This window comes from Halomonas sp. KM072 (assembly GCF_050710315.1).
GTDB lineage: Bacteria > Pseudomonadota > Gammaproteobacteria > Pseudomonadales > Halomonadaceae > Vreelandella > Vreelandella hamiltonii.
Window position 1 is genome coordinate 727,325 of the sequence record NZ_CP136132.1, and the last position, 22,021, is coordinate 749,345.

The 22,021-nt window shown below is 58.7% G+C and carries 19 protein-coding genes; 16 read left to right on the forward strand and 3 right to left on the reverse strand.

The annotated features are described in order from the left end of the window. Positions 1 to 200 precede the first annotated feature (200 nt). Positions 201 to 857: a histidinol-phosphatase gene (locus tag RVM26_RS03340; RefSeq protein WP_287807717.1), complete on the reverse strand. Its 657-nt coding sequence runs from the start codon at positions 855 to 857 to the stop codon at positions 201 to 203. A gap of 163 nt (positions 858 to 1,020) precedes the next feature. On the opposite strand from RVM26_RS03340, the gene RVM26_RS03345 reads away from it, so the two are divergent. Then, entirely contained in the window at positions 1,021 to 1,515 is a 495-nt protein-coding gene (locus RVM26_RS03345) for an RNA pyrophosphohydrolase (protein WP_193462006.1), read from the forward strand. An 86-nt stretch (positions 1,516 to 1,601) separates the two neighbouring features. After that, positions 1,602 to 3,863 carry a phosphoenolpyruvate--protein phosphotransferase gene (ptsP, locus tag RVM26_RS03350; RefSeq protein WP_498940782.1) on the forward strand — a complete coding sequence of 754 codons (2,262 nt, stop codon included), beginning with the start codon at positions 1,602 to 1,604 and terminating at the stop codon, positions 3,861 to 3,863. Here the strand turns inward: ptsP and RVM26_RS03355 are convergent. Next, a complete protein-coding gene (locus RVM26_RS03355) occupies positions 3,860 to 4,633 on the reverse strand; it encodes an NRDE family protein (protein WP_498940783.1) in 774 nt (257 codons plus the stop codon). The genes ptsP and RVM26_RS03355 overlap by 4 nt on opposite strands. A gap of 148 nt (positions 4,634 to 4,781) precedes the next feature. Between RVM26_RS03355 and RVM26_RS03360 the strand changes: the two genes are divergently transcribed. The 14 genes from RVM26_RS03360 (at position 4,782) to RVM26_RS03425 (ending at position 20,566) form a co-directional block, all read left to right on the forward strand. Beyond that, the gene (locus RVM26_RS03360; RefSeq protein ID WP_498940784.1) at positions 4,782 to 5,936 is read left to right on the forward strand and encodes a response regulator; all 1,155 of its coding nucleotides are present in this window, start codon (positions 4,782 to 4,784) and stop codon (positions 5,934 to 5,936) included. Next, positions 5,933 to 6,730 carry a sulfite exporter TauE/SafE family protein gene (locus RVM26_RS03365; RefSeq protein WP_498940785.1) on the forward strand — a complete coding sequence of 266 codons (798 nt, stop codon included), beginning with the start codon at positions 5,933 to 5,935 and terminating at the stop codon, positions 6,728 to 6,730. Before RVM26_RS03360 ends, RVM26_RS03365 begins: the two co-directional genes overlap by 4 nt. Before the next feature lie 48 nt (positions 6,731 to 6,778). Continuing rightward, positions 6,779 to 7,567, forward strand: coding sequence for a prolipoprotein diacylglyceryl transferase (gene lgt, locus RVM26_RS03370; protein WP_498940787.1), 789 nt, complete (start codon positions 6,779 to 6,781; stop codon positions 7,565 to 7,567). Between the two features lie 1,280 nt (positions 7,568 to 8,847). Then, positions 8,848 to 9,693 carry a thymidylate synthase gene (locus tag RVM26_RS03375; RefSeq protein ID WP_096923279.1) on the forward strand — a complete coding sequence of 282 codons (846 nt, stop codon included), beginning with the start codon at positions 8,848 to 8,850 and terminating at the stop codon, positions 9,691 to 9,693. Continuing rightward, positions 9,690 to 10,229 (forward strand): dihydrofolate reductase, encoded by a 540-nt coding sequence (locus RVM26_RS03380; protein WP_498940790.1) that lies wholly within the window; start codon positions 9,690 to 9,692, stop codon positions 10,227 to 10,229. The genes RVM26_RS03375 and RVM26_RS03380 overlap by 4 nt, the downstream gene beginning before the upstream one ends. 19 nt (positions 10,230 to 10,248) lie before the next feature. Continuing rightward, positions 10,249 to 11,022 carry a ProQ/FINO family protein gene (locus RVM26_RS03385; protein WP_498940792.1) on the forward strand — a complete coding sequence of 258 codons (774 nt, stop codon included), beginning with the start codon at positions 10,249 to 10,251 and terminating at the stop codon, positions 11,020 to 11,022. Between the two features lie 263 nt (positions 11,023 to 11,285). Then, on the forward strand, positions 11,286 to 12,323 hold the full coding sequence (locus RVM26_RS03390) for a porin (protein ID WP_498940794.1): 1,038 nt from the start codon (positions 11,286 to 11,288) through the stop codon (positions 12,321 to 12,323). 381 nt (positions 12,324 to 12,704) lie between these two features. Further along, entirely contained in the window at positions 12,705 to 14,024 is a 1,320-nt protein-coding gene (locus tag RVM26_RS03395; protein ID WP_498940796.1) for an MATE family efflux transporter, read from the forward strand. A gap of 18 nt (positions 14,025 to 14,042) precedes the next feature. Next, a complete protein-coding gene (locus RVM26_RS03400) occupies positions 14,043 to 14,717 on the forward strand; it encodes a WecB/TagA/CpsF family glycosyltransferase (RefSeq protein WP_498940798.1) in 675 nt (224 codons plus the stop codon). Between the two features lie 3 nt (positions 14,718 to 14,720). Beyond that, positions 14,721 to 15,371 (forward strand): glycosyltransferase family 32 protein, encoded by a 651-nt coding sequence (locus RVM26_RS03405; protein ID WP_193462017.1) that lies wholly within the window; start codon positions 14,721 to 14,723, stop codon positions 15,369 to 15,371. A 7-nt stretch (positions 15,372 to 15,378) separates the two neighbouring features. Next, on the forward strand, positions 15,379 to 16,707 hold the full coding sequence (locus tag RVM26_RS03410) for an O-antigen ligase family protein (protein WP_498940800.1): 1,329 nt from the start codon (positions 15,379 to 15,381) through the stop codon (positions 16,705 to 16,707). Continuing rightward, positions 16,700 to 18,103, forward strand: a complete 1,404-nt coding sequence (locus RVM26_RS03415; RefSeq protein WP_498940801.1) for a sugar transferase — start codon at positions 16,700 to 16,702, stop codon at positions 18,101 to 18,103. The genes RVM26_RS03410 and RVM26_RS03415 overlap by 8 nt, the downstream gene beginning before the upstream one ends. A 12-nt stretch (positions 18,104 to 18,115) precedes the next feature. Further along, complete coding sequence (galE, locus tag RVM26_RS03420; RefSeq protein ID WP_498940803.1) at positions 18,116 to 19,114, forward strand: UDP-glucose 4-epimerase GalE; 999 nt, start codon at positions 18,116 to 18,118, stop codon at positions 19,112 to 19,114. Positions 19,115 to 19,306: 192 nt separating this feature from the next. Next, positions 19,307 to 20,566: an O-antigen ligase family protein gene (locus RVM26_RS03425; protein WP_498940805.1), complete on the forward strand. Its 1,260-nt coding sequence runs from the start codon at positions 19,307 to 19,309 to the stop codon at positions 20,564 to 20,566. Between the two features lie 90 nt (positions 20,567 to 20,656). Here the strand turns inward: RVM26_RS03425 and RVM26_RS03430 are convergent, their stop codons facing one another. Then, complete coding sequence (locus RVM26_RS03430) at positions 20,657 to 21,991, reverse strand: UDP-glucose dehydrogenase family protein (protein ID WP_039183083.1); 1,335 nt, start codon at positions 21,989 to 21,991, stop codon at positions 20,657 to 20,659. Positions 21,992 to 22,021 lie beyond the last annotated feature (30 nt).

Below are 22,021 nucleotides of genomic sequence, written 5' to 3' on the forward strand. Positions count from 1 at the left end.
TTGCTCGTTACCTCGCAAGATTCGTTACGCCGCGCTACGGGTGTCACGTACTTGAGGTGGGCTAATTTGTAGCGCGGCGTAAGCGGAGCGCACCCGCGAAGCACCCCGCCAGGGGTGCCGATGGTGGCATTAGGTTGGATGAATTACGGTGGTAATATCGAGGCGGCTGTCGCCATCTCACGAAATGCGTGACACTTACCTTAATCCCGCAGGCTCATAATCCGCCAGTTCCGTTCTGCAGCCACTTGGCGAAGAGTATCATCAGGGTCTACGGCAACGGGGTTGTCGACCACTTCCAGTAGCGGCAGGTCGTTATGGGAGTCGCTGTAGAACCACGCGTCATCGAGGGTGCAATCCTGGTCTTCCAGCCACGCTTCCAGACGGGCGACCTTGCCTTCCCGGAAGCTGGGCACCCCGGCCACACGTCCGGTGTAGCGGCCATCGACCATCTCGGGGTCGACGGCAATCAGGTCATCCACGCCCAGCCGCTCGGCAATCGGGCCGGTGATGAAGCGGTTGGTGGCCGTGATGATCAGCAGCGTATCGCCCTTGGTGCGGTGGCGGGCCAGCAGCTCTTCGGCCTTGGGCAGAATATGTGGCTCGATCTTGCTAATCATAAACTGTTGGTGCCAGGCAGCAAGCTGTTCCGGGCTGTTGTCAGCCAACGGTTTCAGTGCCAGTGCCAGAAACGCCATCATGTCCAGCGTACCGGCGTTGTAATCGGCCAGGAAGCGCTCATTGGCCTCGCGGTAGGCCACCGGGTCCACGGCTCCTTGCTCTACCAGGAACTCCCCCCAGGCATGATCGCTATCGATGGATAGCAGCGTATTATCCAGGTCGAAAATGGCCAGACTCACGGCGCTCCCCTTGGTGGTTGATGTTGGTGAGATGTTCGCGGCACAAAGCGCCGGATTATCGCAGAGTCGCCTGGCTTTCACCACTTGGCGTTATATTGTATTGATACGGTTGACTCCCTTGTGGAAAAATGGGGACAACTGAAAATTTATGAAGGTGATGTCCGTGATCGACGTTGACGGCTTTCGCCCCAATGTTGGCATCATTATTGCCAATAGCCAGGGGCAACTGCTTTGGGCGCGTCGTGTAGGACAAAATGCGTGGCAATTCCCCCAGGGAGGCATCAAGGCAAGCGAGACTCCACAACAAGCACTTTTTCGTGAGCTTCACGAAGAAATCGGCCTGACCGCCGACGATGTTGATATTGTCGCCTGCACCCGGGGCTGGCTGCGCTACCGTCTGCCACGACGCATGATTCGTACCCACTCCAGGCCAGTCTGCATTGGCCAGAAACAGAAGTGGTTTTTATTGCAAATTCGCTGCCAGGAAAACCGGATTTGTATGACGGCGACACCCAAGCCGGAATTCGATGGTTGGCGATGGGTCAGCTACTGGTACCCGCTGGGTCAGGTGGTGCCCTTTAAACGAGAGGTTTATCGACGCGCGTTACGAGAGCTGTCTCCCCGCGTTCAACGGTTGGCACAAGATAATGAAGGATGACGTGCGCGTCACTGCTGGAAGTCGGCAGTGGGCTATAGCCGGACACTTCCTCAGCGAGGCAAACAACAGTGAATAGTAAAACGTCGATGCTTGAGGTGCTACGACGCGTGATTCAGGAAGTGAATGGCGCGCGCAACCTCGATGCCGCGCTGTCCACCATGGTACGTCGCATCCGTAAAGCCATGCAGACGGATGTCTGCTCGTTCTATCTTTACGATAAAGAGCTGGAGTCACTGGTGCTGATGGAAACCATCGGCCTGCGCACCCAGGCCGTGGGCCGTGTGGTGCTGCCGCTGGGCGAAGGCCTGGTGGGGTTGGTGGCCAAGCGCAGTGAACCTCTCAACCTGGAAGATGCGCAGTCGCACTCGCACTTCCGCTATTTCGAGGCTACCGGAGAAGAGCGCTACTGCAGCTTTCTCGGCGTGCCAATCATCCACCAGCGTCACATGCTCGGCGTGCTGGTAGTGCAGCAGGCGGAAAAACGCCGCTACGATGACGAAGACGAAGCCTTTCTGGTCACCATGGCAGCCCAGTTGGCCGGCGTGCTGGCCCATGCCCTGGCCACGGGCCACCTGACCCGCCCTGCGCTGCCCGGCGGCCAAGCCATGTTCAAAGGCGTGGCCGCGTCGCCTGGCATGGCCATGGGCGAAGCGGTGGTCATCACCCCGCCCGCCGACCTCAACAGCGTGCCAGACCTGATCCCCAGCAATCAGGAGTATGAAATCGCCCGCCTGAAAGAAGCCATCGGCAAGACCCGCGACGAAATCCGCGCGGCGGCCGAGCGGCTGGTCAACCGTATCTCTTCCCAGGAGCTGGCGTTGTTCGATGTCTACCAGCAGATGCTGGGCGAAGCGGCGCTTTCGGAAGAGGTCGAAAAACGCATCCGCGAAGGGCAGTGGGCGCCAGGGGCGTTGGCCGATGTGGTGCGCCGTCACGTGCAATATCTGGAGCGGGTCGATGACGACTACCTGCGCGAGCGGGCGGCGGACATCCGCGACCTGGGCCGCCGCGTGCTGGCGCATCTTCAGGAAGACACGCCCGCCACCCCGGAAACCTACCCGGACGACGCCATTCTGGTGGGCGATGAAATCAGCGTGGCCATGCTGGGCGAAGTGCCCCGTGACAAGCTCAAGGGGCTGGTCTCGGTGCGTGGCTCCAGCACCTCGCATGTGGCCATTGTCGCCCGCGCCATGGGCATCCCCACCGTGCTGGGCATGATGGACTTGCCGCTGCCCCGCCTCAACGGCGCCCCCGTGGTGCTGGACGGCCACCGTGGGCGGCTGTTCGTGCGGCCCATGGCGGAGCTCAAGGCTCGCTACGCTAGCCTGATTGCCGAAGAGAAAGTGCTCAGTGAGGTGTTGGCCCACGAGCAGGACTTGCCCAGCGAAACCCCGGATGGCCACGGCATCCCGCTGATGGTGAACACCGGCCTGGCGGTGGATGCGTCTGCCATGCTGAAAAGCCGGATTGGCGGGGTAGGGCTCTACCGCACCGAAGTGCCGTTCATGATCACCGAGCGCTTCCCCGGCGAGAAAGAGCAAATGCGCATGTACCGAGAGCAGTTGGCAGGCTTTGCGCCCCTGCCGGTGGTCATGCGCACGCTGGATATCGGCGGCGACAAGGATTTGCCCTACTTCCCCATCGAAGAGGCCAACCCCTTTTTGGGCTGGCGCGGCATGCGCGTCACCCTCGACCATCCTGAAGTGCTGATGGTGCAGCTGCGCGCCATGCTCAAGGCCTCTCAGGATCTGAACAATCTCCACGTTCTGTTCCCGATGATTACCAACGTCGAAGAGGTGGATGAAGCCATTCGCTTGCTCGACCGTGCCATCATCGAGCTGGGCGAAGAGGGCATCCAGGTGGCGCGGCCCAGCGTCGGGGTCATGATCGAAGTGCCCGCCACCATCTATCAGATGGATGCGCTGGCCAAGCGGGTGGACTTCTTCTCGGTGGGCAGTAACGATCTCACCCAGTACCTGCTGGCGGTAGACCGCAACAATGCGCGGGTATCCAGCTTGTACGATGCCCTGCACCCGGCACTGCTGGGTGCGCTGGTCGAGCTATCCCAGGATGCCAAGCGGCTGAACAAACCCATTTCGCTGTGTGGTGAACTGGCAGGAGACCCCGCAGGGGCGCTGCTGCTGATGGCCATGGGCTTCAATAGCCTCTCCATGAACGCTCCCAGCCTGCCCAAGGTGCGAGCAGCCATTCGGCGTGTCACCCTGGCTGATGCGCAAACGCTGCTCAGTGAAATCATGCAGCTGGATACACCTTCCCAGGTACATGCCCATCTCAACCAGCGCTTCGACGAGTGGCAGCTTTCCCACCTGCTTCCCCCTAGGGATTAATACCCCCTGTAGGCGGGCGTTGCCAAGGTGGTCTCACCCTGAAAACGGCCGAGGGGCCCAAAACGCTGCTCGGTCAAGGTGACGCTCCCTGCGTGGCTCAATGAGAGCCACGTAGTGGCTCGTGTGCCGTAGGTCTCGCCCACGATGAACGCCGCAGAGAGCTGACGCTCCAGCGTCAGCCCCACGCCGGTATCGGGTAGCGCCGCGTCATCGGCAAGGCGGGCATCGTGAAGCGCCTGGCGGGTGGCCTGACGCCAGTGGCCCGCTTCATGCTGGCGTAGGGCATGGCGCACCGCCTGGAGCTTGGGCCATGCGGTGTTCAGACTGGCATTCGATAACCCGTGAACCCCCTCGGCCACTTCGTTCAGCGTCACGCCGTTGCGCCCCCGGTGCAGGTGCCAGCAGTGGGTGGGCGTCGCCACCAGCAGGTTGAACCCGGCATAGCGGGCTGCGCCGTGCTCGGCCATGTCCCTTAACCACTGGGCAGGGTCGCTACTGGTGAGTGCGTTGGCCACCAGTTCGCCCCGGCTGGGCGGGTGAGCGGGGGGCGACAGCCGCGTATCCCGCACGTTGGTCAATGCGGCTACCATTCCTTTCCGGTTGGCCGCCAGCCAGGTGCCCCCGGCCTCCAGGTCGCGGCCGCCCAGCAGCGGCTTGTCGTCCCAGCGGGCCAGTGGTGCCGTGGGGCGGGCATGAAATTCATCCCGATTACCGGCCAGACGCAGCGGGAAACGACTCCCTGGGCGCCATGAAAAGGTGATCAAACACATAAACGACCCCTGTTGGTCACGAAATCCGACTCCTTGCGGTGTGCTGCATGACAGCATCCAAGAGTGGACGTACACTTAGCAAAGCTAAAGCAATAAGGCGGTTCACCTGCCGCGACAGAGCCTCATATCAACGAGGAAGACGCACACTATGCAACGTGATCAGCGAGAGCACTTCTGGAACGCCATCATCTGGCCCGTTCTGTGGCCGCTGCTGTTAGTGCAAGCCGCACTCGTACTGCTCTGCCTGTTGATGGGAGTGGTGATCTGGGTGATGTCGCCAGGCCAGGCCTCCTGGTCGACCACGTTATGGCTTACCCTGGCCCTGCTGCTGGGCAGTTGCATGAATGTAGGCGCTTTCTTGATGTTAATCAAAGCCCGGGCCAGATATAAGGATGCCCGTTTCATGCAGTGCCTGGTCGAGCTGGAGTGCCGTGTCGCCTCCTTGGGGCAGAAGGTCGCTCCCAGCCAGCCATGGGCGGCGGAAGAAGACACCCATCAGCGCCCCCTCAAGCGCCTTACCCATGCCAACGATCGGCTGGCCGCCATGCTGGAACAGCTGGAAAAAATACCCACGGCGACGCAAGAGAGCGCGGGCCGGGCCGACCAGGCGCTGCTCGAAGACCTGCATCACCAGCAGAAGCAGCTGAAGCACCTGATGGCAGGCAGGGAGCGGGCACGGGAAGAGTCGCGGCTGAAGTCAGGCTACCTGACCTTGATGCAGCGTGAAGCCGACAGCCTGTTCGAACACCTGGGCAGCATGATCAAGGACGACACTACCGAGGCGTGTCGCCAGAACGTCACCCATGTGCGCGAGCGGCTGGCCGACATACGCTCGCTGCTGGCCAATTTCGTGCAGCAGAGCGTCAACGAAGCCACCACCTGCGACGTGCTGAAAACCGAAGGGTATCAGCCCCGTGTACTGGTCGTGGATGACGGCCCCGTTAACCTGATGCTGGCACGGCAAATGCTTGAATCTCAAGGGCTTCAGGTAGAAGGCGTCAGCAGTGGCGAGCAGGCGCTGGAGCGGCAACAGTCCACTTTTTACGATCTCGTGTTCATGGACATCTTCATGCCCACGCTGGATGGCCTGGAAACTACCCGCCGCTGGCGACAGTTCGAGCGGCATAACCCCGCCCATCGCAGTATCATCATTGCCCTCACCGCGAACGTGGACAACGCCGGGCGAGGCACCTGCGAAACGGCAGGCATGGATGATATCCTAGCCAAGCCCTATCAACCCGAAACGCTGCAGCGCATGCTCAAGAAATGGCTGCCTGACGCTTTGGAGAAGCCCGCACAATGACATTTGCCGCCATTTTGGCCAGTTATCTCGTACTCGGTGCCGCCGCAGGCACCATGGCAGGACTGTTTGGCGTAGGGGGCGGCATCATCATCGTACCGGTGCTGGTGTTCGCTTTTGGCCTGCAAGGCATCGCGCCAGAAATCACCATGCATCTGGCAGTGGGCACGTCGCTGGCCACCATCGTGGTCACCGGAGCCTCTTCGGCCCTTGGCCACGTGCGTCGCGGCAGCGTACACCGCCCCTGGTTCATGGCGCTGCTGCCGGGGCTCATGCTCGGCGCGATTGCCGGGGTCTTCATTGCAGGGAATCTCTCAGGCACCGTGCTGGGCACACTGTTCGGCGTGTTCGTGCTGCTGCTGGCCGCCAAGATGGTCATTGGCTTGAATCCCAAGCCGGGCAGCGTTGCGCCCGGTAAAGTGGCGATGTCGATGGCCGGAGGTGTCGTGGGCGCCATTTCGGCACTGTTCGGTATTGGCGGCGGGGCCATGACGGTGCCCTGGCTGTCTCGCTCCGGTGCCACCATGACTCAGGCCGTGGGCACCTCCGCCGCCTGCGGCCTGCCCATTGCCGTCGTGGGTGCCATCACCTTCATCATCGTCGGCTGGGGCAACCCTCTGTTGCCGCCGTGGGCCACTGGCTTCGTCATGTGGCCCGCGTTTATCGGCATCGTCGTCACCAGCGTACCCTTTGCACGGCTAGGGGTGCGGCTGGCGCACGTGTTGCCTGCCCACGTGCTGCGCTATGGTTTTGCCCTGCTGCTTACAGTGGTGGGGCTGCGCTTCATCCTGGCGTAATCGCCACCCGGCACGCTGTCACTTCTTTTGTTCACATAGAGAAACGAAATGATCAATTACCCCACGATAGACCCCGTCGCGATTTCGCTCGGCCCCCTGCAAGTGCACTGGTACGGTTTGATGTACGTGGTCGGTTTCGTTGCTGCCTGGTGGCTGGGCTGCCGCCGTGCTGCGCGGATCGGGCTCACCAAGGATGATATCAGCGACCTGCTGTTCTACTGCGCCATCGGCGTCGTGGCCGGTGGGCGATTGGGCTATGCGCTGTTTTACGGCCTGGGGCAGTGGTCTGCCGACCCGCTGTGGATCTTCCGCGTCTGGGATGGCGGCATGAGCTTCCACGGCGGGCTGATCGGCGTGCTGCTGGCGGCCTTGCTATTCGCCCGGCGCAAGCAGCTGGCCTTCTTCACCCTCACCGACTTCATCGCCCCGCTCGTGCCCATCGGCCTCGGGGCAGGGCGCATCGGCAACTTCATCAACCACGAGCTGCCCGGCCGCGTGACCTCGCTTCCCTGGGGCATGCCCTTTCCCGGGATGGGCCCAGAGCCGCGTCACCCCTCGGCACTCTACGAAGCCGTATTGGAAGGCGCCGTGCTGTTCGTCATCCTCTGGTGGGTCTCGGCCAAGCCTCGCGCGCGCGGGTTCATCTCCGGCCTGTTCCTGCTGGGCTACGGCGTCTTCCGCTTCATGGTCGAATTCGTCCGCATGCCCGACGCCCACATCGGCTACCTCGCCTTTGGCTGGTTCACCATGGGCATGCTCCTCACCCTACCCATGATTATTCTCGGACTCCTCCTGATGCTCTGGTCAAAAGGCAAGCCCATCGACGCCAAGGTATAGAAAGCAGTACACCCCGTAGCGCGGCGTAAGCGGAGCGCACCCGCGAAGCAACGCGAAAGCGTTGCCGACGAGGGCGCGGTGGGCGGCGGTGGCGTTTTCCCGTTTGGAGGCGTAATCGGGGCGGCTGGCGCCGCCTTCGCGGGTGCCTCCATCGCTCGTTTCTCTCGCTCTGTCGTTACGCCGCGCTACGGGGGCATAGCTTGCGGTGGAAAACGTAGCGCGGCGTAAGCGGAGCGCACCCGCGAAGCAACGCGAGAGCGTTGCCGACGAGGGCACGGTGGGCGGCGGTGGCGTTTTATTGTTCGATGCCGTAATCGGCATGCCCACATCGGGCGGCATATGCACATGCGGTTGCACGATATCGACGTTGGCGACATCCCCGTAGCGCGGCGTAAGCGGAGCGCACCCGCGAAGCAACGCGAGAGCGTTGCCGACGAGGGCACGTTGGGCGGCGGTGGCGTTTTCCCGTTTGAAGGCGTAATCGTGGTGCCCACATAGGGCGGCATATGCACATGCGGTTGCACAACATCGACGTTGTCGATATCCCCGTAGCGCGGCGTAAGCGGAGCGCACCCGCGAAGCAACGCGAGAGCGTTGCCGATGAGGGCGCGGTTGGCGGCGGTGGCGTTTTATTGGCCGGAGGCGAGGTGGTTACGGTGACATGATCGGGGCGGCTGGCGCCGCCTTCGCGGGTGCCTCCATCGCTCGTTGCTCTCGCTCTGTCGTTACGCCGCGCTACGTGGGGCATAGCTTGCGGTGGAAAACGTAGCGCGGCGTAAGCGGAGCGCACCCGCGAAGCAACGCGGAAGCGTTGCCGACGAGGGCACGGTGGGTGGCGGTGGCGTTTTCCCGTTTGGGGGCGTAATCGTGGTGCCCACATCGGGCGGGATATGCGTGTGCGGTTGCACAACATCGGCGTTGGCGTTATCCCCGTAGCGCGGCGTAAGCGGAGCGCACCCGCGAAGCAACGCGAGAGCGTTGCCGATGAGAGCACGGTGGGTGGCGGTGGCGTTTTCCCGTTTGGAGGCGTAATCGGGGCGGCTGGCGCCGCCTTCGCGGGTGCCTCCATCGCTCGTTGCTCTCGCTCTGTCGTTACGCCGCGCTACGGGGGGCATAGCTTTCGGTGGAAAACGTAGCGCGGCGTAAGCGGAGCGCACCCGCGAAGCAACGCGAGAGCGTTGCCGATGAGGGCTCGGTGGGCGGCGGTGGGCTTAACGTAGACGTTGCCTTTAGGGGAGCCTAGAATACAGCCTCATATTCGCTGTTAATCTGGAAACCTTGTGACTGCTACAACGCCTTCGCTTACCACGTCGAATGAATTGCCTGCGCTTGAGCAGCCTTACCTGGACTTGATGCGCACTGTGCTCGAACAGGGCGTTGATCGCGGTGACCGTACCGGTACAGGTACGCGCTCGGTGTTTGGCCACCAGATGCGCTTCGATCTTTCCCGTGGGTTTCCGCTGCTGACCACCAAGAAGCTGCACCTGCGCTCGATCATTCATGAGCTGCTGTGGTTTCTGAAGGGCGATACCAACATCGGTTACCTGAAAGAGCACGGCGTGCGTATCTGGGACGAATGGGCCGATGAAGCGGGCAATCTGGGGCCCGTATACGGCTACCAGTGGCGTAGCTGGCCACACCCCAAAGGCGGCAGCGTGGATCAGATTGCCAACCTGCTGGAGCAGATTCGTCATAACCCGCAGTCACGCCGCTTGATCGTCTCGGCCTGGAACCCGGGGCAGGTGGAGGAAATGAAGTTGCCGCCGTGCCACTGTCTGTTCCAGTTCTACGTGGCGAATGGTCGACTCTCCTGCCAGCTGTACCAGCGCAGTGCGGATATTTTCCTCGGTGTGCCGTTCAATATCGCCAGCTACGCGCTGCTGCTCAGCATGGTGGCGCAGGTGACCGGGCTGAAGCCGGGCGAGTTCATCCACACGCTGGGCGATGCCCATCTCTACAGCAACCACCTGGAGCAGGCGCAGGAGCAGCTGGCGCGTACGCCCATGGCGCCGCCAGCGCTGGTACTCAATCCGGCGGTCACGGATCTGTTCGACTTCACCTTCGATGATATTCATATAGAAGGTTACCAATCGCATCCTCACATCAAGGCAAAGGTCGCCGTATGAGCCAAACTCTCCCGACTGACGAACTGCTGGTGCCGGTGGCGATGATCGTCGCCATGGCGAAGAATCGTGTCATTGGCGTCGATGGCAAGTTGCCCTGGTACCTGCCGGAAGACCTGAAATTCTTCAAGCGCATGACCCAGGCCAAGCCGCTGGTCATGGGGCGCAAGACCTATGCATCCATCGGCAAGCCGTTGCCCAATCGGCTGAATATCGTGGTGACCCGAGACACGGCCTTCACCGCCGAAGGCACGCGTATCTGCCACGACCTGCCGTCTGCCCTGGCGCTGGCCGACCAGCACGCCACCATCGAAGCGGCGGAGGAGATCATGGTGATGGGAGGCGGCGAGATCTACCAGCAAGCCTTGCCCTTTGCTCAGCGGCTGTATATTACTGAAGTCGATATCGACGTTGCGGGGGACGCGACGTTTCCAGAATTCTCGGCAGACGAGTGGCGTGAAGTGCAGCGCGTACCCGGCCAGCCAGCGGAAGGGCAGCCACGTTATGATTTCGTGGTATATGAGCGTGTCAACGACTGAGCAAGGAAAGGAGGGGGTGATGGCTGCCAACGTACTGCAACTATTAGAACTACTCGAAACACGGCTCGACCAGAAAAACGCCGAGCTGGAAGCATTGCGTGCCGAAAACAGCCGCCTGAAGCAGCAGCTGGCACGTGGGGAAGCAGCGCCACCTCAGGTAGCGTCACCCCAGATAGCGCCAGCGCCGCTGCCCATGGAAGAGTGCCAGCCCCAGGCAGCGCGTCAGCACCAGGAAAAGCCCCCGGTGGTAGCCGAGCAAACGCCGCCGCAGGAAGAAATAAACGAAATGCCAGCGCCTGCCGTTGAACCTGCTGCTGAAGCGCCTCAGCCCCCCTCGCCCCACGCATTGTTGAAACAGTGGTATCAGCGCTATCCCAATGCTTTCTTCAAAGGGCATACCAAACCGCTGAAGGTAGGTATCCACCACGACCTGGCCGAGCGAGAGCCCTGGTCGGGGAAACTGGTGCGTCGTGCCTTGGCCAACTACGTCAATTTGCCGCGCTACATCAAATCCATGCGGGAAGGCGTAGAACGGGTCGATCTGGAAGGCAATCCGGCAGGCAAAGTCGACAAGGAAGCGGCACAGCACGCCAGTGCGCGGCGCCACGAAAGCCAGGCAACCACAGCAACAGAAACAGCGCCGACCCCGCGTGCCAAACCTGCTCAACGAACGCCGCCGCCGAGGAAGGAAAAACGTCAGGAAGTGCCCCGGCAGGAAAAAACCGAGCAGGCAAAACCGCTTAGCCTTGAAGAGAAGCTGAAAGGTTTGCAGCAGAAATTCGAAGGCCGCTGAGACCGGTTTGGGTTGGCTGGGTTCCATAAAAAAACACAAATCATAAAAAAACACTGTTTTTTTCTATTGCGTTCCTTGGAATCCCGGTATAGAGTTTGATCTGCGAGCATTGGACTATAACAAGGCTTTGTTGAGGACATGTCGCATACCACCGGGAAAAACCGGCGGATGAGAAAAAGAGCATGGCCCGCAAGCCACTTGCTGGCTTCTACGAAGGCCAGTAATAACGATCGAAACAGTAAGCTAGTTAAGGAACCTATATCATGAAAAAGACACTTTTAGCGACTGCTATTGTTGGCGCCCTGGGTGCCTCCGCTGCCGCTCAAGCAGCCACTGTCTATGACCAGGACGGCACTCGTCTGGACATTTACGGTCGTATCGCCATGGGTATCGCCGGTGGCGGCCCCGAGTTCAACGATGCTGGCCAAGAAATCGACAACGGCGCTGAGTTCGTAGACGTGTTCTCTCGTCTGGGTCTGCGCATGAGCCAGCAGGTTACTTCTGACCTGAGCGCCTTCGGTCACCTGGAATGGCGTTTCCGTGCTGACGAGCGTCGCAGCGACGAAGCTTTCCGTGAAACTCGTCAGAGCTACATCGGTCTGAAGAGCGAGCAGTACGGTACAGTTGTCGGCGGTAACTTCGACAGCTTCTACAGCCAGTTCGTTTCCAAGCCGTTCGACGTCTACATCGACCAAGGTCTTGAGTTTGCTGGTCACCCGACACAGTCTCGCGGCGACTCTATCGGTTACTACACGCCTGACCTGAGCGGTTTCACTGCATTCCTGCAGCTGAAGCACTACAGCGAGCGCGGCCTGCTGGAAGGTATCGAAACTACTGAGCAAGGCGAAGTTGTAGCCGCTCAGGGTGGTGTTCGTTACGCTGAAGGTCCTGTAACTGTTGCTCTGGGCTTCGTTGACGACGTAGTTCGTGGCGGCGGCAACGGCGAAATGCTGTACGGCCTGATCGGTTCTTACGCCATCACTGACCAGTTCTCTGCACGTCTGGGCTACGAAGGCCGTGACAACAGCACTGAATTCGGCGGTGGCTTCGACTCCGTAGGTCTGGGTGGTACTTTCACCACTGGTCCTTGGGCGTTCAACGTTGACTACTACAACATCGAGCGTGACAACGACTCTAACAGCAACGCATGGTCTGCTGGCGCATACTACAAAGTATCCAGCAACTTCGACGTGTTCGCTGAGCTGGCTGACGGCGATGCGCCGAGCGTCGATCGTGACACCACTCTGGGCGACCTGACCGACAACGTATACTGGCTGACTGGCGCTCGTTACCACTTCTAAGCCTGGCTATTGCCAACGCTTGAATGGATAACTGCCTAACAGCAGATAGAACCGGCCCCTTGGGGCCGGTTTTTTGTTTGATGGCCTATGGTCAGTTAGTGAACAGGTTGGCCAATCGCTTGGCCGTCTGAAGCAAGGTACAGTAGCTTTAACAGTATTTACTAAACACATCTCATTGCTGTTGACAATGGAGGAAATAGGCAAGATTTATGAATCCTGCTTCCACCTTGTTACATGCAGGCGCCGAAAAGGGTATGATTCATACCTTAGGCTAAGATCACTTATGTTAGTAATAACGTTTATCAGGCAGTGGCATTTGAAAGCCATGCTTTTATAAATTTACCTGAAAAGTCAAAGAGCTGACCTTCCCAAGAGTCACGGATGATTAAACGAATTCTGCAGAATCAGCTGCTCACCACGCTGGCTGCGCGCGGTATTGCCGCGGGTGGTACATTCCTGCTTTCCTACGTGCTGGCCACGTTCGTCACTATTCAGGCCTTTGGGGCCTTCATGCTGTGCCTGTCGATCATGATTGGCATGCAGGTGTTTGCCAGCCTGGGTACCGACCGGGCCACGCTCAAATACATGGGGGTAGCGACTTCCAATAATAGCCGCCGCGAAGTGGCGTGGATTTACAAGCATGCCATGGTGGTCAACGTGGTGGCAGGTGTGCTGCTGGGGGTAGGACTATGGGTAGCAGCACCCAGCGTGGCGCAAATGCTGCTTTCCTCGACAGACAATGCGGTCGAGACCCTACGAATGACCGCGCTGCTTTCGCCGGTCTACAGCATTATTTACCTGTGCAACTTTCTGATGAAAGGGTGGGGCAGGGCCAATGTCTCCTGTCTGTTCGAAATAGGCTGTATCTCCATCGTGTTGAGTGGTGTCGTGCTGGTGTATGCCTGGCTGGGGATCTCGCTGGGGGCGCTGGCGCTGATGACCGCGCTGGGTGTGATTCTAGGGCTCTACCTGCTGGTGGCGTTGTGGGCCGTCTGGTGGCTGTACCGCCGCAGCGCGCTGGTCGACAGTGACAGCGTCAGCTTTACCAAAGGCTTCTATCGTCATCTGCCCGATTTTTTGCTGGTAGGCATTATCTTCTACTACACCCAGTGGGGGGTTGGCCTGGTATTGGGCGCTTTCCATAGCGAAAGCGACGTTGCCCTGTTCAGCCTGGGGCTACGGCTGGCCATGATCATTGGCTTCATCCTGACCGTATACGACAGTATTCTGGGGCCGCGTTTCTCCCGGCTTCAGCACGAAGGCAATGGTGAAGGGCTCAAGCAGCTTGCCCAGAAAAGCGCTTTTCAAATGACCTGCTTTGCGCTGCTGCCTGCCCTGGTCTTCATCATTTGGCCCAACGCTGTGTTGGCTCTGTTTGGCAGTGATTACAGTGGTGCCGCCAGCGTTGTGAGAATCCTCGTGATTGGGCAACTGGTCAATGTGATGACCGGCTCGGTCATATTGCTGCTTTTAATGGCTGACCAGCAGCGCGCCGCGCGAAATATACTAATCTGGTCTGTGGTGGTAGGGGGCATCGCCTCGCTGCTGCTGATTCCTCGTTACAGCGCAGAGGGGGCGGCCTATGCGCTACTGCTGTGCCTGCTGATTCAGAATGGCGTGGCGGTTTACGTGGTCAAGAAAAAGTTCGGTTTCCTGATGACCGACTGGCGCTTTGTCTTAACGCCACGAAACCGAGCTTAACAATGATGGTGAATCAAGATGATTAGACTTGAAAGGGAGTTTCACCTGGAAGAAGGGATTGATTACAGCTTTATCAATCCGTTCTCTCTAGGCGTTGTGGCACAAAGTCTTAGCGAGCAAGAGTGCCGACAGATTCGCTTTTACGCCGATGGCATTGCCGTTGTGCTCTATACCCGGCTGTTCAAGGGCAAAAAAATCGAGCGCACCAGCTTCGACGATACTTCGATTGCCCCCGTGGTATTGGGGCATGCCCAGGCTGCCCAGAAGCGTGTAGCGCTGGTGGGTGGCACGGAGGAGAACATACGCCAGGCAGCGCAGCTGTTGGTAAACAAGTATCCGAGCCTGGAGCTTGGTTACGTACGCTCGGGCTTTTTCAGCAGCGACGAAGAGCGCCAGCAAAGCCTGGTGCAGGCAGCCAGTGCTGACATCGTCATCGTCGGCATGGGCGCGGGCAAGCAGGAGCGCCTGCTGCTGGACCTGAGGGCCGCGGGCTGGCAAGGCACCGGCTTTACCTGTGGCGGCTATCTGGATCAGTTCGTGGAGGCCAAGGGGCAAGACTACTACCCGGCCTGGGTAGACCGTCTCAACCTGCGCTGGCTGTACCGAATGATGAAAGAGCCGAACCGGCTGTTGAAGCGCTACCTGAAAGACTACCCCCGGTTTTTGATCAAATACGGCAACAAGATCGAGTAAATCATGATTCCTAAAAAGATCCATTTCTGCTGGTTTGGCGGTAACGCCATGACATCACTCTATAAAGAGTGTATCGCTTCGTGGCAAGAGAAAATGCCCGATTATGAAATCGTGGAATGGAACGAAAGTAATATCGATAAAGATATTCCTTTTGTTCGCTACTGCCTGGAAAACAAAAAGTGGGCATTTCTCTCGGACTACATTCGGATGTACGCCCTGAATGAGCAAGGGGGCATCTACCTCGATGTGGACATGGAAGTAGTGAAGTCCTTGGATCCTTTGTTGAGTCATCCCTTTTTCATCGGGTATGAAGATGAGGGAAGAATCGGCGCTGGAGCCATTGGCGGTGTGCCTGGGCATCACTTCTTCAAGAACGCCATGCAGCTCATCGAAGAGCGGCATCAGAAGAAAAAGCCTTATCTGATAGCGCCCGAAGTGGCCAATGCGTGCATTGCCAAAGAAGATACCGATACCGTCATTCTGCCTTGGCCACTTTTCTATCCCTACAACCCTTACGCAAAAACCCATGACCGGAAGCAGCTGCTCTATCGGCATGTCACCGAAGAAACATACCTGATCCACCATTGGGGTAAGGGGTGGAAAATGAGTCTGCCTGAAAAGATATTAAGAAAATTATCAAAAATGATGAGCTGAAAGTATCATGTCTACAGAAATAAATCGCAAAGGAAATGTGATGTTTCCCAAAGTTGCCATTGCGCTTTTGAGCGCATGGCTTTTTTTGATTAATGGAAACCTTGATCCAAGAGTTATGTCAGGGATGTATTTGCAAGGCGCCATGGTGCTTGTTTTGGTTGGGTTTTTGGTGCTTTTTTTATATGATGGGCATAAGTTACCCCTGGCTATGGTTTTTTTTCCGCTCTTGTTTTTATACATGTATCTGGTTTCGCTTTTTAATGGAGGTGGTCTTCAAAGTGTGGCAAAGGTCGTGGTTTTTGCCGTGGTGGTTTGGATGGCGGTTTATTGTGCTGAAAAAATAAAAGTCGAAGTTTTTTTGAAAGTGGTAGTGCTGTCTCTCTTCTTTTTATCAGTTTTGAATTTCTTTGTGATCGTCGCTATTCCTGAAATAGGCGTGGATGTTGGCTTTTTTGAGGGAGACTGGAAGGGTGTATATGATCAAAAAAACTCTTTGGGTAGGCTAGCTTCAATATTGATGATTTCCGCTTTTTTACTTTTTTTAATTAGTAAGGACTTTGGTGTCCGTCTTTATTCAGTGTTGTTTTCTCTGGCTGCAATGTTTTTTTCATATAACACGGGCTCGAGAACGGCATTGGCAACTTCTTTGATTGTTGTCGTTTTGATTGTTGCCTTTCGTTTTCTTATTTTTGTGTATAGTCGTCCCATCAAGGATAAGGTTGTTTTTACTTTAATTTTGTTTGTTGAGGCGGCATTGGTTCTTTTCTTTATAGCAATTACAGTTTCTGTTGTGGATTTGCATACTAGTTACGATGGTGTTGAAGTTATGGGGTATTTCGTATCTTTGACAGGGAGAGTTACTATCTGGGATTTTGTGCTAGAAAATTTGACTGGTGTGCAAGCAATATTGGGGTATGGTCTGGATAATTTTTGGACCTATGAGCGCTTTAATGTTATTGGTCCTATGCAGGGAATGGGTGATTTTTATCCCCATGATAGTCATAATGGCTATGTGGATTTATTGGTTCAAGGTGGCTGGCTATCTGTTTTGGCTTATATTGCCATGATGATGCTTGTTGCTTATTACTTTGTGCGCGGAGGTCTCTCTTTGCAGGAAAAGCTGTGTGTGTTTGGTGTTTTTGCGCTTTTCTTTGTTTCAAATTTAACTGAGTCTTACGTGACAAAGTCCACCAATATTGTGAATTTTCTATTTGTCTATGCTGTAGCGTTATGTTGTTTGAATTCTAATCGACTAATGAAAAGTAAAGTCATCGATATAGGAGGATGGCTGGCTGGCAGGGATTATTTTTTGGTAAGGAGAAGGGGTAATGAATAAGCCGCAGTCTAATAGACAAAGAGGCGTGATTTTTTCTGAGCGCTACCCGCCCAAGATCATCTTTCCGGTGTTCGACTTCGTCGTTGTCGTGTTCTCGGGGGTAATGGCGTACCTGTTGCGTTTCGAGACCTTTCATTTGCATGAGCGCTACGTTCTGGCGTTGGCCTGCATGGCCTTGCTGGTGGTGGTGGCCAACAGTTCCACAGGCAGCTATAAACGCTGGCGCATCTCGTCCACGTTTTACATCATCACCAAGTTGATGCTGGTCTGGCTGGTGATCGGCATCATCGTCACCTCCATCATCTACTTTGCCCACGCGGCAGAGCGCTACTCGCGGTTATGGGTAGGATTGACCCTGCTGTTCTCCTTCGTGCTGGCCGCCAGTGCTCGAGCGCTGGTGCAATATGGGTTACGGCGCATTCGTATCCGCGGCGGGGCACGGCGCCCGGTTTTCCTGGTGGGTCCCGCCAAGAACGTACTGCACGTGGCGCGGGGCATGCGGGCAGCCTCCTGGGAAGGGCACTCCATTGCGGGGGTCGAGCGCTTGGGTGATGAAGCGCCTGATCAAGAGCACCTGGAGCGCATTGCCGCTCGGATCAGTGACGCGGGCGCCGCCGAAGTGTGGATCTGTGTGCCGCTGGAAATGGGCGACACCGTGCATGGCCTGTTTTACGCGCTGCGCAACCATACCGAGGAGATCCGCCTGATTCCGGAATTCAAGGACATGCGCCTGCTCAACCATCGCACCAGCGAAGTGGCGGGCCACCTGGCCATCGACCTCAGCGTGACGCCCATCAACGGCATGTCCCGAGTGGTCAAGCGTGCCGAAGACATCATCGTCGGCAGCCTGATCTCGCTGATGATTCTGCCGGTGTGCATTGCCATTGCGCTGGCCATCAAGTTCACCTCGCCTGGCCCCGTGCTGTTCAAGCAGCACCGCACGGGCTCCAACGGCAAGGTGTTCAAGGTTTACAAGTTCCGCTCGATGAAAGTGCATCAGGAGAAAGAGGGCGTCGTTACCCAGGCCACCAAGAACGATAACCGCCTGACGCCGATAGGGGCCTTCCTGCGCCGCACCTCCCTGGATGAGCTGCCGCAGTTCTATAACGTGCTGCAGGGGCGCATGTCCATCGTAGGGCCACGGCCCCATGCGCTGGCCCACAATGAGTACTACAAGGAACTGGTGGAGTCCTACATGCGCAGGCACAAGGTGAAGCCCGGCATTACCGGCTGGGCTCAGGTCAATGGGCTGCGCGGTGAGACCGAGACGCTGGAAAAAATGCAGCGGCGGGTCGAGTATGACCTGTGGTACATCGACAACTGGTCGGTGTGGCTCGACCTGAAGATCATCTTCATGACCGTGTTTAAGGGCTTTAAACACGCCAATGCCTACTGACCGGAGCCTCTGATGATTCTAGTGACAGGTGGCACGGGGTATATCGGCTCGCATATCGCCGTCGAACTGCTGAAGGAAGGGTACTCGGTGGTGCTGCTGGATGACCTTTCCAATAGCGTGGCCTCCGTGGTGCCGCGTATCGAAAAGATCACTGGGCGCGCGGCGGCGTTCTACCAGGGCGACGTGCGCGATGCTGCGCTGCTGGCGAGCATTTTCGAGCAGCACCCTATCGACGCGGTGATTCATTGCGCAGGCCTGAAGGCGGTGGGTGAAAGCGTGACCCAGCCGCTGGCCTATTACGATACCAACGTGCATGGCTCCATCGTGCTGTGCCAGGCCATGGCCAAAGCGGGTATCAAGCGGCTGATTTTCAGCTCATCGGCCACGGTGTATGGCGTGGAAGCCATCCCGCCCTACGTGGAAACCATGGGCCGGGGCAGCTGTACCAGCCCCTACGGCACCTCCAAGGCCATGGTCGAGCAGGTGCTGGAAGACCTGTGCGCCAGCGACCCAGAGTGGTCCGTGGCCATTCTGCGCTACTTCAACCCCATTGGTGCGCACCCCTCGGGCCTGATTGGTGAATCACCCCAAGGGGTGCCCAATAACCTGATGCCCTACATCAGCCAGGTGGCGGCAGGCGTGCTGCCCGAGCTGCAGGTCTACGGCAACGACTACCCGACCCAGGACGGTACCTGCGTGCGCGACTACCTGCACGTGGTCGATCTGGCGGTTGGGCACCGCGTGGCGCTCAAGGCCCTGGAAACGCCGGGCGCCAGCCACTACAACCTGGGCACGGGGCAGGGGGTGTCGGTCAAGCAGATGATCGATGCCTTTACCCAGGCCACCCAAGTGCCCGTGGCCTTCCGCTACGCCCCCCGGCGTGATGGCGACCTGGCCGCCTTCTGGGCCAGTGCCGAAAAGGCGCAGCAAGAGCTGGGCTGGCAAGCCACCAAAACCCTCGACGACATGATGACCGACACCTGGCGCTGGCAGCAGCACGCCAGCGCATGAGCGTATGCTTGCCAGGTGAGCGCCTGGTGAGCAGCCACGTTATCGGTAGGCCTCTGTTGCCTGTGGACCCTCGTTTTCTGTGAGCCCATTCTGCCTGTGAGCCCCTGCTGTCTGTGAGAACGGGCTGCCTGTGCTACTATCGGCTTCCTCAATGATTTGCCGCCCCAGGGCCATGAAAGGAAGTCTGTTTCAATGCTGGCAACGCACTCCCCCTCATCACACGCACGCACTCAACCCCCCCAGCTATTCACGGGCGTGGCCGTCTTTCTATTGGCCGCCATTGCACTGGTGGTGCCCAGCGGCTACTCGCTAGGGGCGTTGCTGCTGCTGCTGGCGGGGCTGGGGCTCATCGCCCTGCGCCGTGTGCCTACGTTGACACGTCAGGATGGCGCTATCATGGCCGTGCTGCTGGCCTATGCGGCCATCACCATGCTGGAAGCGTGGCTGGATGGCCAGGGCAGCAAGGGTTTCGACAAGCCCAGCCGCTTCATTCTGGCCATTCCGGCGCTGTTCTGGGTACTGCGCTACCCGCCCAATCTGGCCTTTCTGTGGAGCGGTGCCGCCGTGGGCGCACTCAGTGCAGGTACCTGGGCCGGGTGGCAAAAGCTGTTCGAAGGGGTAGATCGTGCCCAAGGGCACACTCACGTGATTCAGTTCGGTAACCTCAGCATGCTGCTGGGCGTACTGTGCATGGCAGGCCTGGGGTGGGCCGTGGTGCAGCGCCAGCGCCAAGTTTGGGTCGCCCTGCTGCTGGCGGGGGCGTTGGGTGGCATACTGGGCTCGCTGTTTTCCGGCAGCCGTGGCGGCTGGGTAGGTTTTCCCATCGTGCTGCTGGTGCTGTATCGCGCCTACGGCACCCAGCTTTCCAACCGCCTCAAAGTAGCCGTCGTGGCGGCCGTAGTGGTGGGGGGGCTGGCGGTGTATTCCGTGCCTCAGTCGGGGGTTCAAACTCGCGTACAGCACGCATTCAGTGACGTGGCGTTGTACATTTCCGGTGAAAATCGCTCGACCTCTGTTGGGGCTCGATTCGAAATGTGGCGCGGTGCTGCCATGCTGATTCAGGAAAAACCGCTGACCGGGTGGGGCAGTACCGGTTACGCCGAAGCCATGTACGACTTTGGTGAAGAAGGCATCATCAGTCGTGAAGCGGCTCAATATGGTCACGCTCACAATGAATTCGTCGATGCTTTCGCCAAGCGCGGCATTCTAGGGCTGGTGATTTTGTTGGCACTTTATCTGGTGCCCATGCGAATGTTCGCCCGCGATTTGCAATCCCCCGATCTGGCCGCTCGCGCTGTGGCCACGGCGGGCGTGCTGCTACCCGTCACGTTTCTGGATTTCGGGCTTTCCCAGGTTTTTCTGGAGCATAACAGCGGCGTCATGATGTACGCCTTCCTGCTGGTGGTGCTGTGGGGTTGCCACCGTCGACAATCCGCCCCCAAGGTGGCCTAGCAGCGTTGCTGGATAGACCCGCATGGGAAGCCCAAACGAATACGCCCGGCCTTGGCGCCGGGCGTCGTCTTTGTGGTGCCTCCTGACGGCTCAGGCAGGCTGAGGGCTGCGGCGGCCAACGCCCACGTAGCGCAGCCCGGCACTCGCCAGGGCGGCGGGCGAATAGAGGTTGCGCCCATCCACCACCAGCTTGTCGTTCAACTGGCTGGCCAGCCAGGCAAAGTCTACCGTCCGGAACGCCTTCCACTCCGTGCAGATCACCAGCGCATCGGCGCCTTTCACCGCCTGAATACGGTCACCGGCCAGCATCAGGTCGTCGCGTTCGCCGTACAGGCGGCGGCATTCGGCCATGGCTTCCGGGTCGAAGGCCTGCACCGTAGCGCCCGCCGCCCATAGCGCCTCCATCAGCGTGCGGCTGGGGGCCTCGCGCATGTCATCGGTATTGGGTTTGAAGGCCAGCCCCCACAGTGCGATGGTCTTGCCCCGCACATCGCCCAGTTCGGCGGTCAGCTTGTCGAACAGGGTCTGTTTCTGGCGCTGGTTGACCGCTTCCACGGCACCCAGCAGCTGAGGTTCGAAACCCAACGCCCTGGCGGTGCGCTCAAGGGCCTTCACATCCTTGGGAAAGCAAGAGCCACCGTAACCACAGCCGGGGTAGATGAAGTGATAGCCAATGCGCGGGTCGCTACCAATACCCCGGCGTACCTCTTCGATATCCACCTCCAGCCGCTCGGCCAGATTGGCCATCTCGTTCATGAAGCTGATCTTGGTGGCCAGCATGGCGTTGGCGGCGTACTTGGTCAGCTCGGCGGCCCGCACGCTCATGAACATCAGCTTGTCGTGGTTACGGTTGTACGGTGCATAGCACTCGCGCATCAACTCCCGCACCCGTTCGCTTTCGGTGCCCACCACGATACGAGCACCCCGAGTAAAGTCCTCGATGGCTGCGCCTTCCTTCATGAATTCCGGGTTGGAGCACACATCGAAGGCGTGGGCCGTGCCGCGCGCTTGCTGGGCCTGTGCGATGGTGGCCGCCACCTTCTCGGCCGTGCCCACGGGCACGGTGGATTTGTCGATCACCAGCTTGTAGCCGGTCATGTGCTCGCCAATGCTGCGCGCCACGGCCAGCACGTGGCGCAAATCGGCACTGCCATCTTCATCCGGCGGGGTGCCCACGGCGATGAACAGCAGGTCGCCCTGGCGAACGGCCTCTTCGGTGTTGGTGGTGAAATGCAGGCGGCCAGCCTCGCGGTTCTGCTGCAACAGAGTGCTCAAGCCTGGCTCGAACAACGGGCACTCGCCCGCATCGAGCAGGGCAATACGCGCCGGGTCGATATCCATGCAGGTAACCTGATGGCCCACTTCGGCCAGACATGCGCCCGCCACCAGCCCCACATAGCCCGTACCAAAAACCGCAATATTCATGGTGCCTTCACTCGTCAATACAAACGTTCA

What these genes read in the sequence shown, in the direction of transcription:
- RVM26_RS03400 (WP_498940798.1), top strand. Translation starts at nt 14,043, where the DNA reads ATGATTAGACTTGAAAGGGAGTTTCACCTGGAAGAAGGGATTGATTAC.
- RVM26_RS03355 (WP_498940783.1), bottom strand. Translation starts at nt 4,633, where the DNA reads ATGTGTTTGATCACCTTTTCATGGCGCCCAGGGAGTCGTTTCCCGCTG.
- RVM26_RS03405 (WP_193462017.1), top strand. Translation starts at nt 14,721, where the DNA reads ATGATTCCTAAAAAGATCCATTTCTGCTGGTTTGGCGGTAACGCCATG.
- RVM26_RS03425 (WP_498940805.1), top strand. Translation starts at nt 19,307, where the DNA reads ATGCTGGCAACGCACTCCCCCTCATCACACGCACGCACTCAACCCCCC.
- RVM26_RS03380 (WP_498940790.1), top strand. Translation starts at nt 9,690, where the DNA reads ATGAGCCAAACTCTCCCGACTGACGAACTGCTGGTGCCGGTGGCGATG.
- galE (WP_498940803.1), top strand. Translation starts at nt 18,116, where the DNA reads ATGATTCTAGTGACAGGTGGCACGGGGTATATCGGCTCGCATATCGCC.
- RVM26_RS03365 (WP_498940785.1), top strand. Translation starts at nt 5,933, where the DNA reads ATGACATTTGCCGCCATTTTGGCCAGTTATCTCGTACTCGGTGCCGCC.
- RVM26_RS03390 (WP_498940794.1), top strand. Translation starts at nt 11,286, where the DNA reads ATGAAAAAGACACTTTTAGCGACTGCTATTGTTGGCGCCCTGGGTGCC.
- ptsP (WP_498940782.1), top strand. Translation starts at nt 1,602, where the DNA reads ATGCTTGAGGTGCTACGACGCGTGATTCAGGAAGTGAATGGCGCGCGC.
- RVM26_RS03360 (WP_498940784.1), top strand. Translation starts at nt 4,782, where the DNA reads ATGCAACGTGATCAGCGAGAGCACTTCTGGAACGCCATCATCTGGCCC.
- lgt (WP_498940787.1), top strand. Translation starts at nt 6,779, where the DNA reads ATGATCAATTACCCCACGATAGACCCCGTCGCGATTTCGCTCGGCCCC.
- RVM26_RS03385 (WP_498940792.1), top strand. Translation starts at nt 10,249, where the DNA reads ATGGCTGCCAACGTACTGCAACTATTAGAACTACTCGAAACACGGCTC.
- RVM26_RS03415 (WP_498940801.1), top strand. Translation starts at nt 16,700, where the DNA reads ATGAATAAGCCGCAGTCTAATAGACAAAGAGGCGTGATTTTTTCTGAG.
- RVM26_RS03430 (WP_039183083.1), bottom strand. Translation starts at nt 21,991, where the DNA reads ATGAATATTGCGGTTTTTGGTACGGGCTATGTGGGGCTGGTGGCGGGC.
- RVM26_RS03395 (WP_498940796.1), top strand. Translation starts at nt 12,705, where the DNA reads ATGATTAAACGAATTCTGCAGAATCAGCTGCTCACCACGCTGGCTGCG.
- RVM26_RS03410 (WP_498940800.1), top strand. Translation starts at nt 15,379, where the DNA reads ATGTCTACAGAAATAAATCGCAAAGGAAATGTGATGTTTCCCAAAGTT.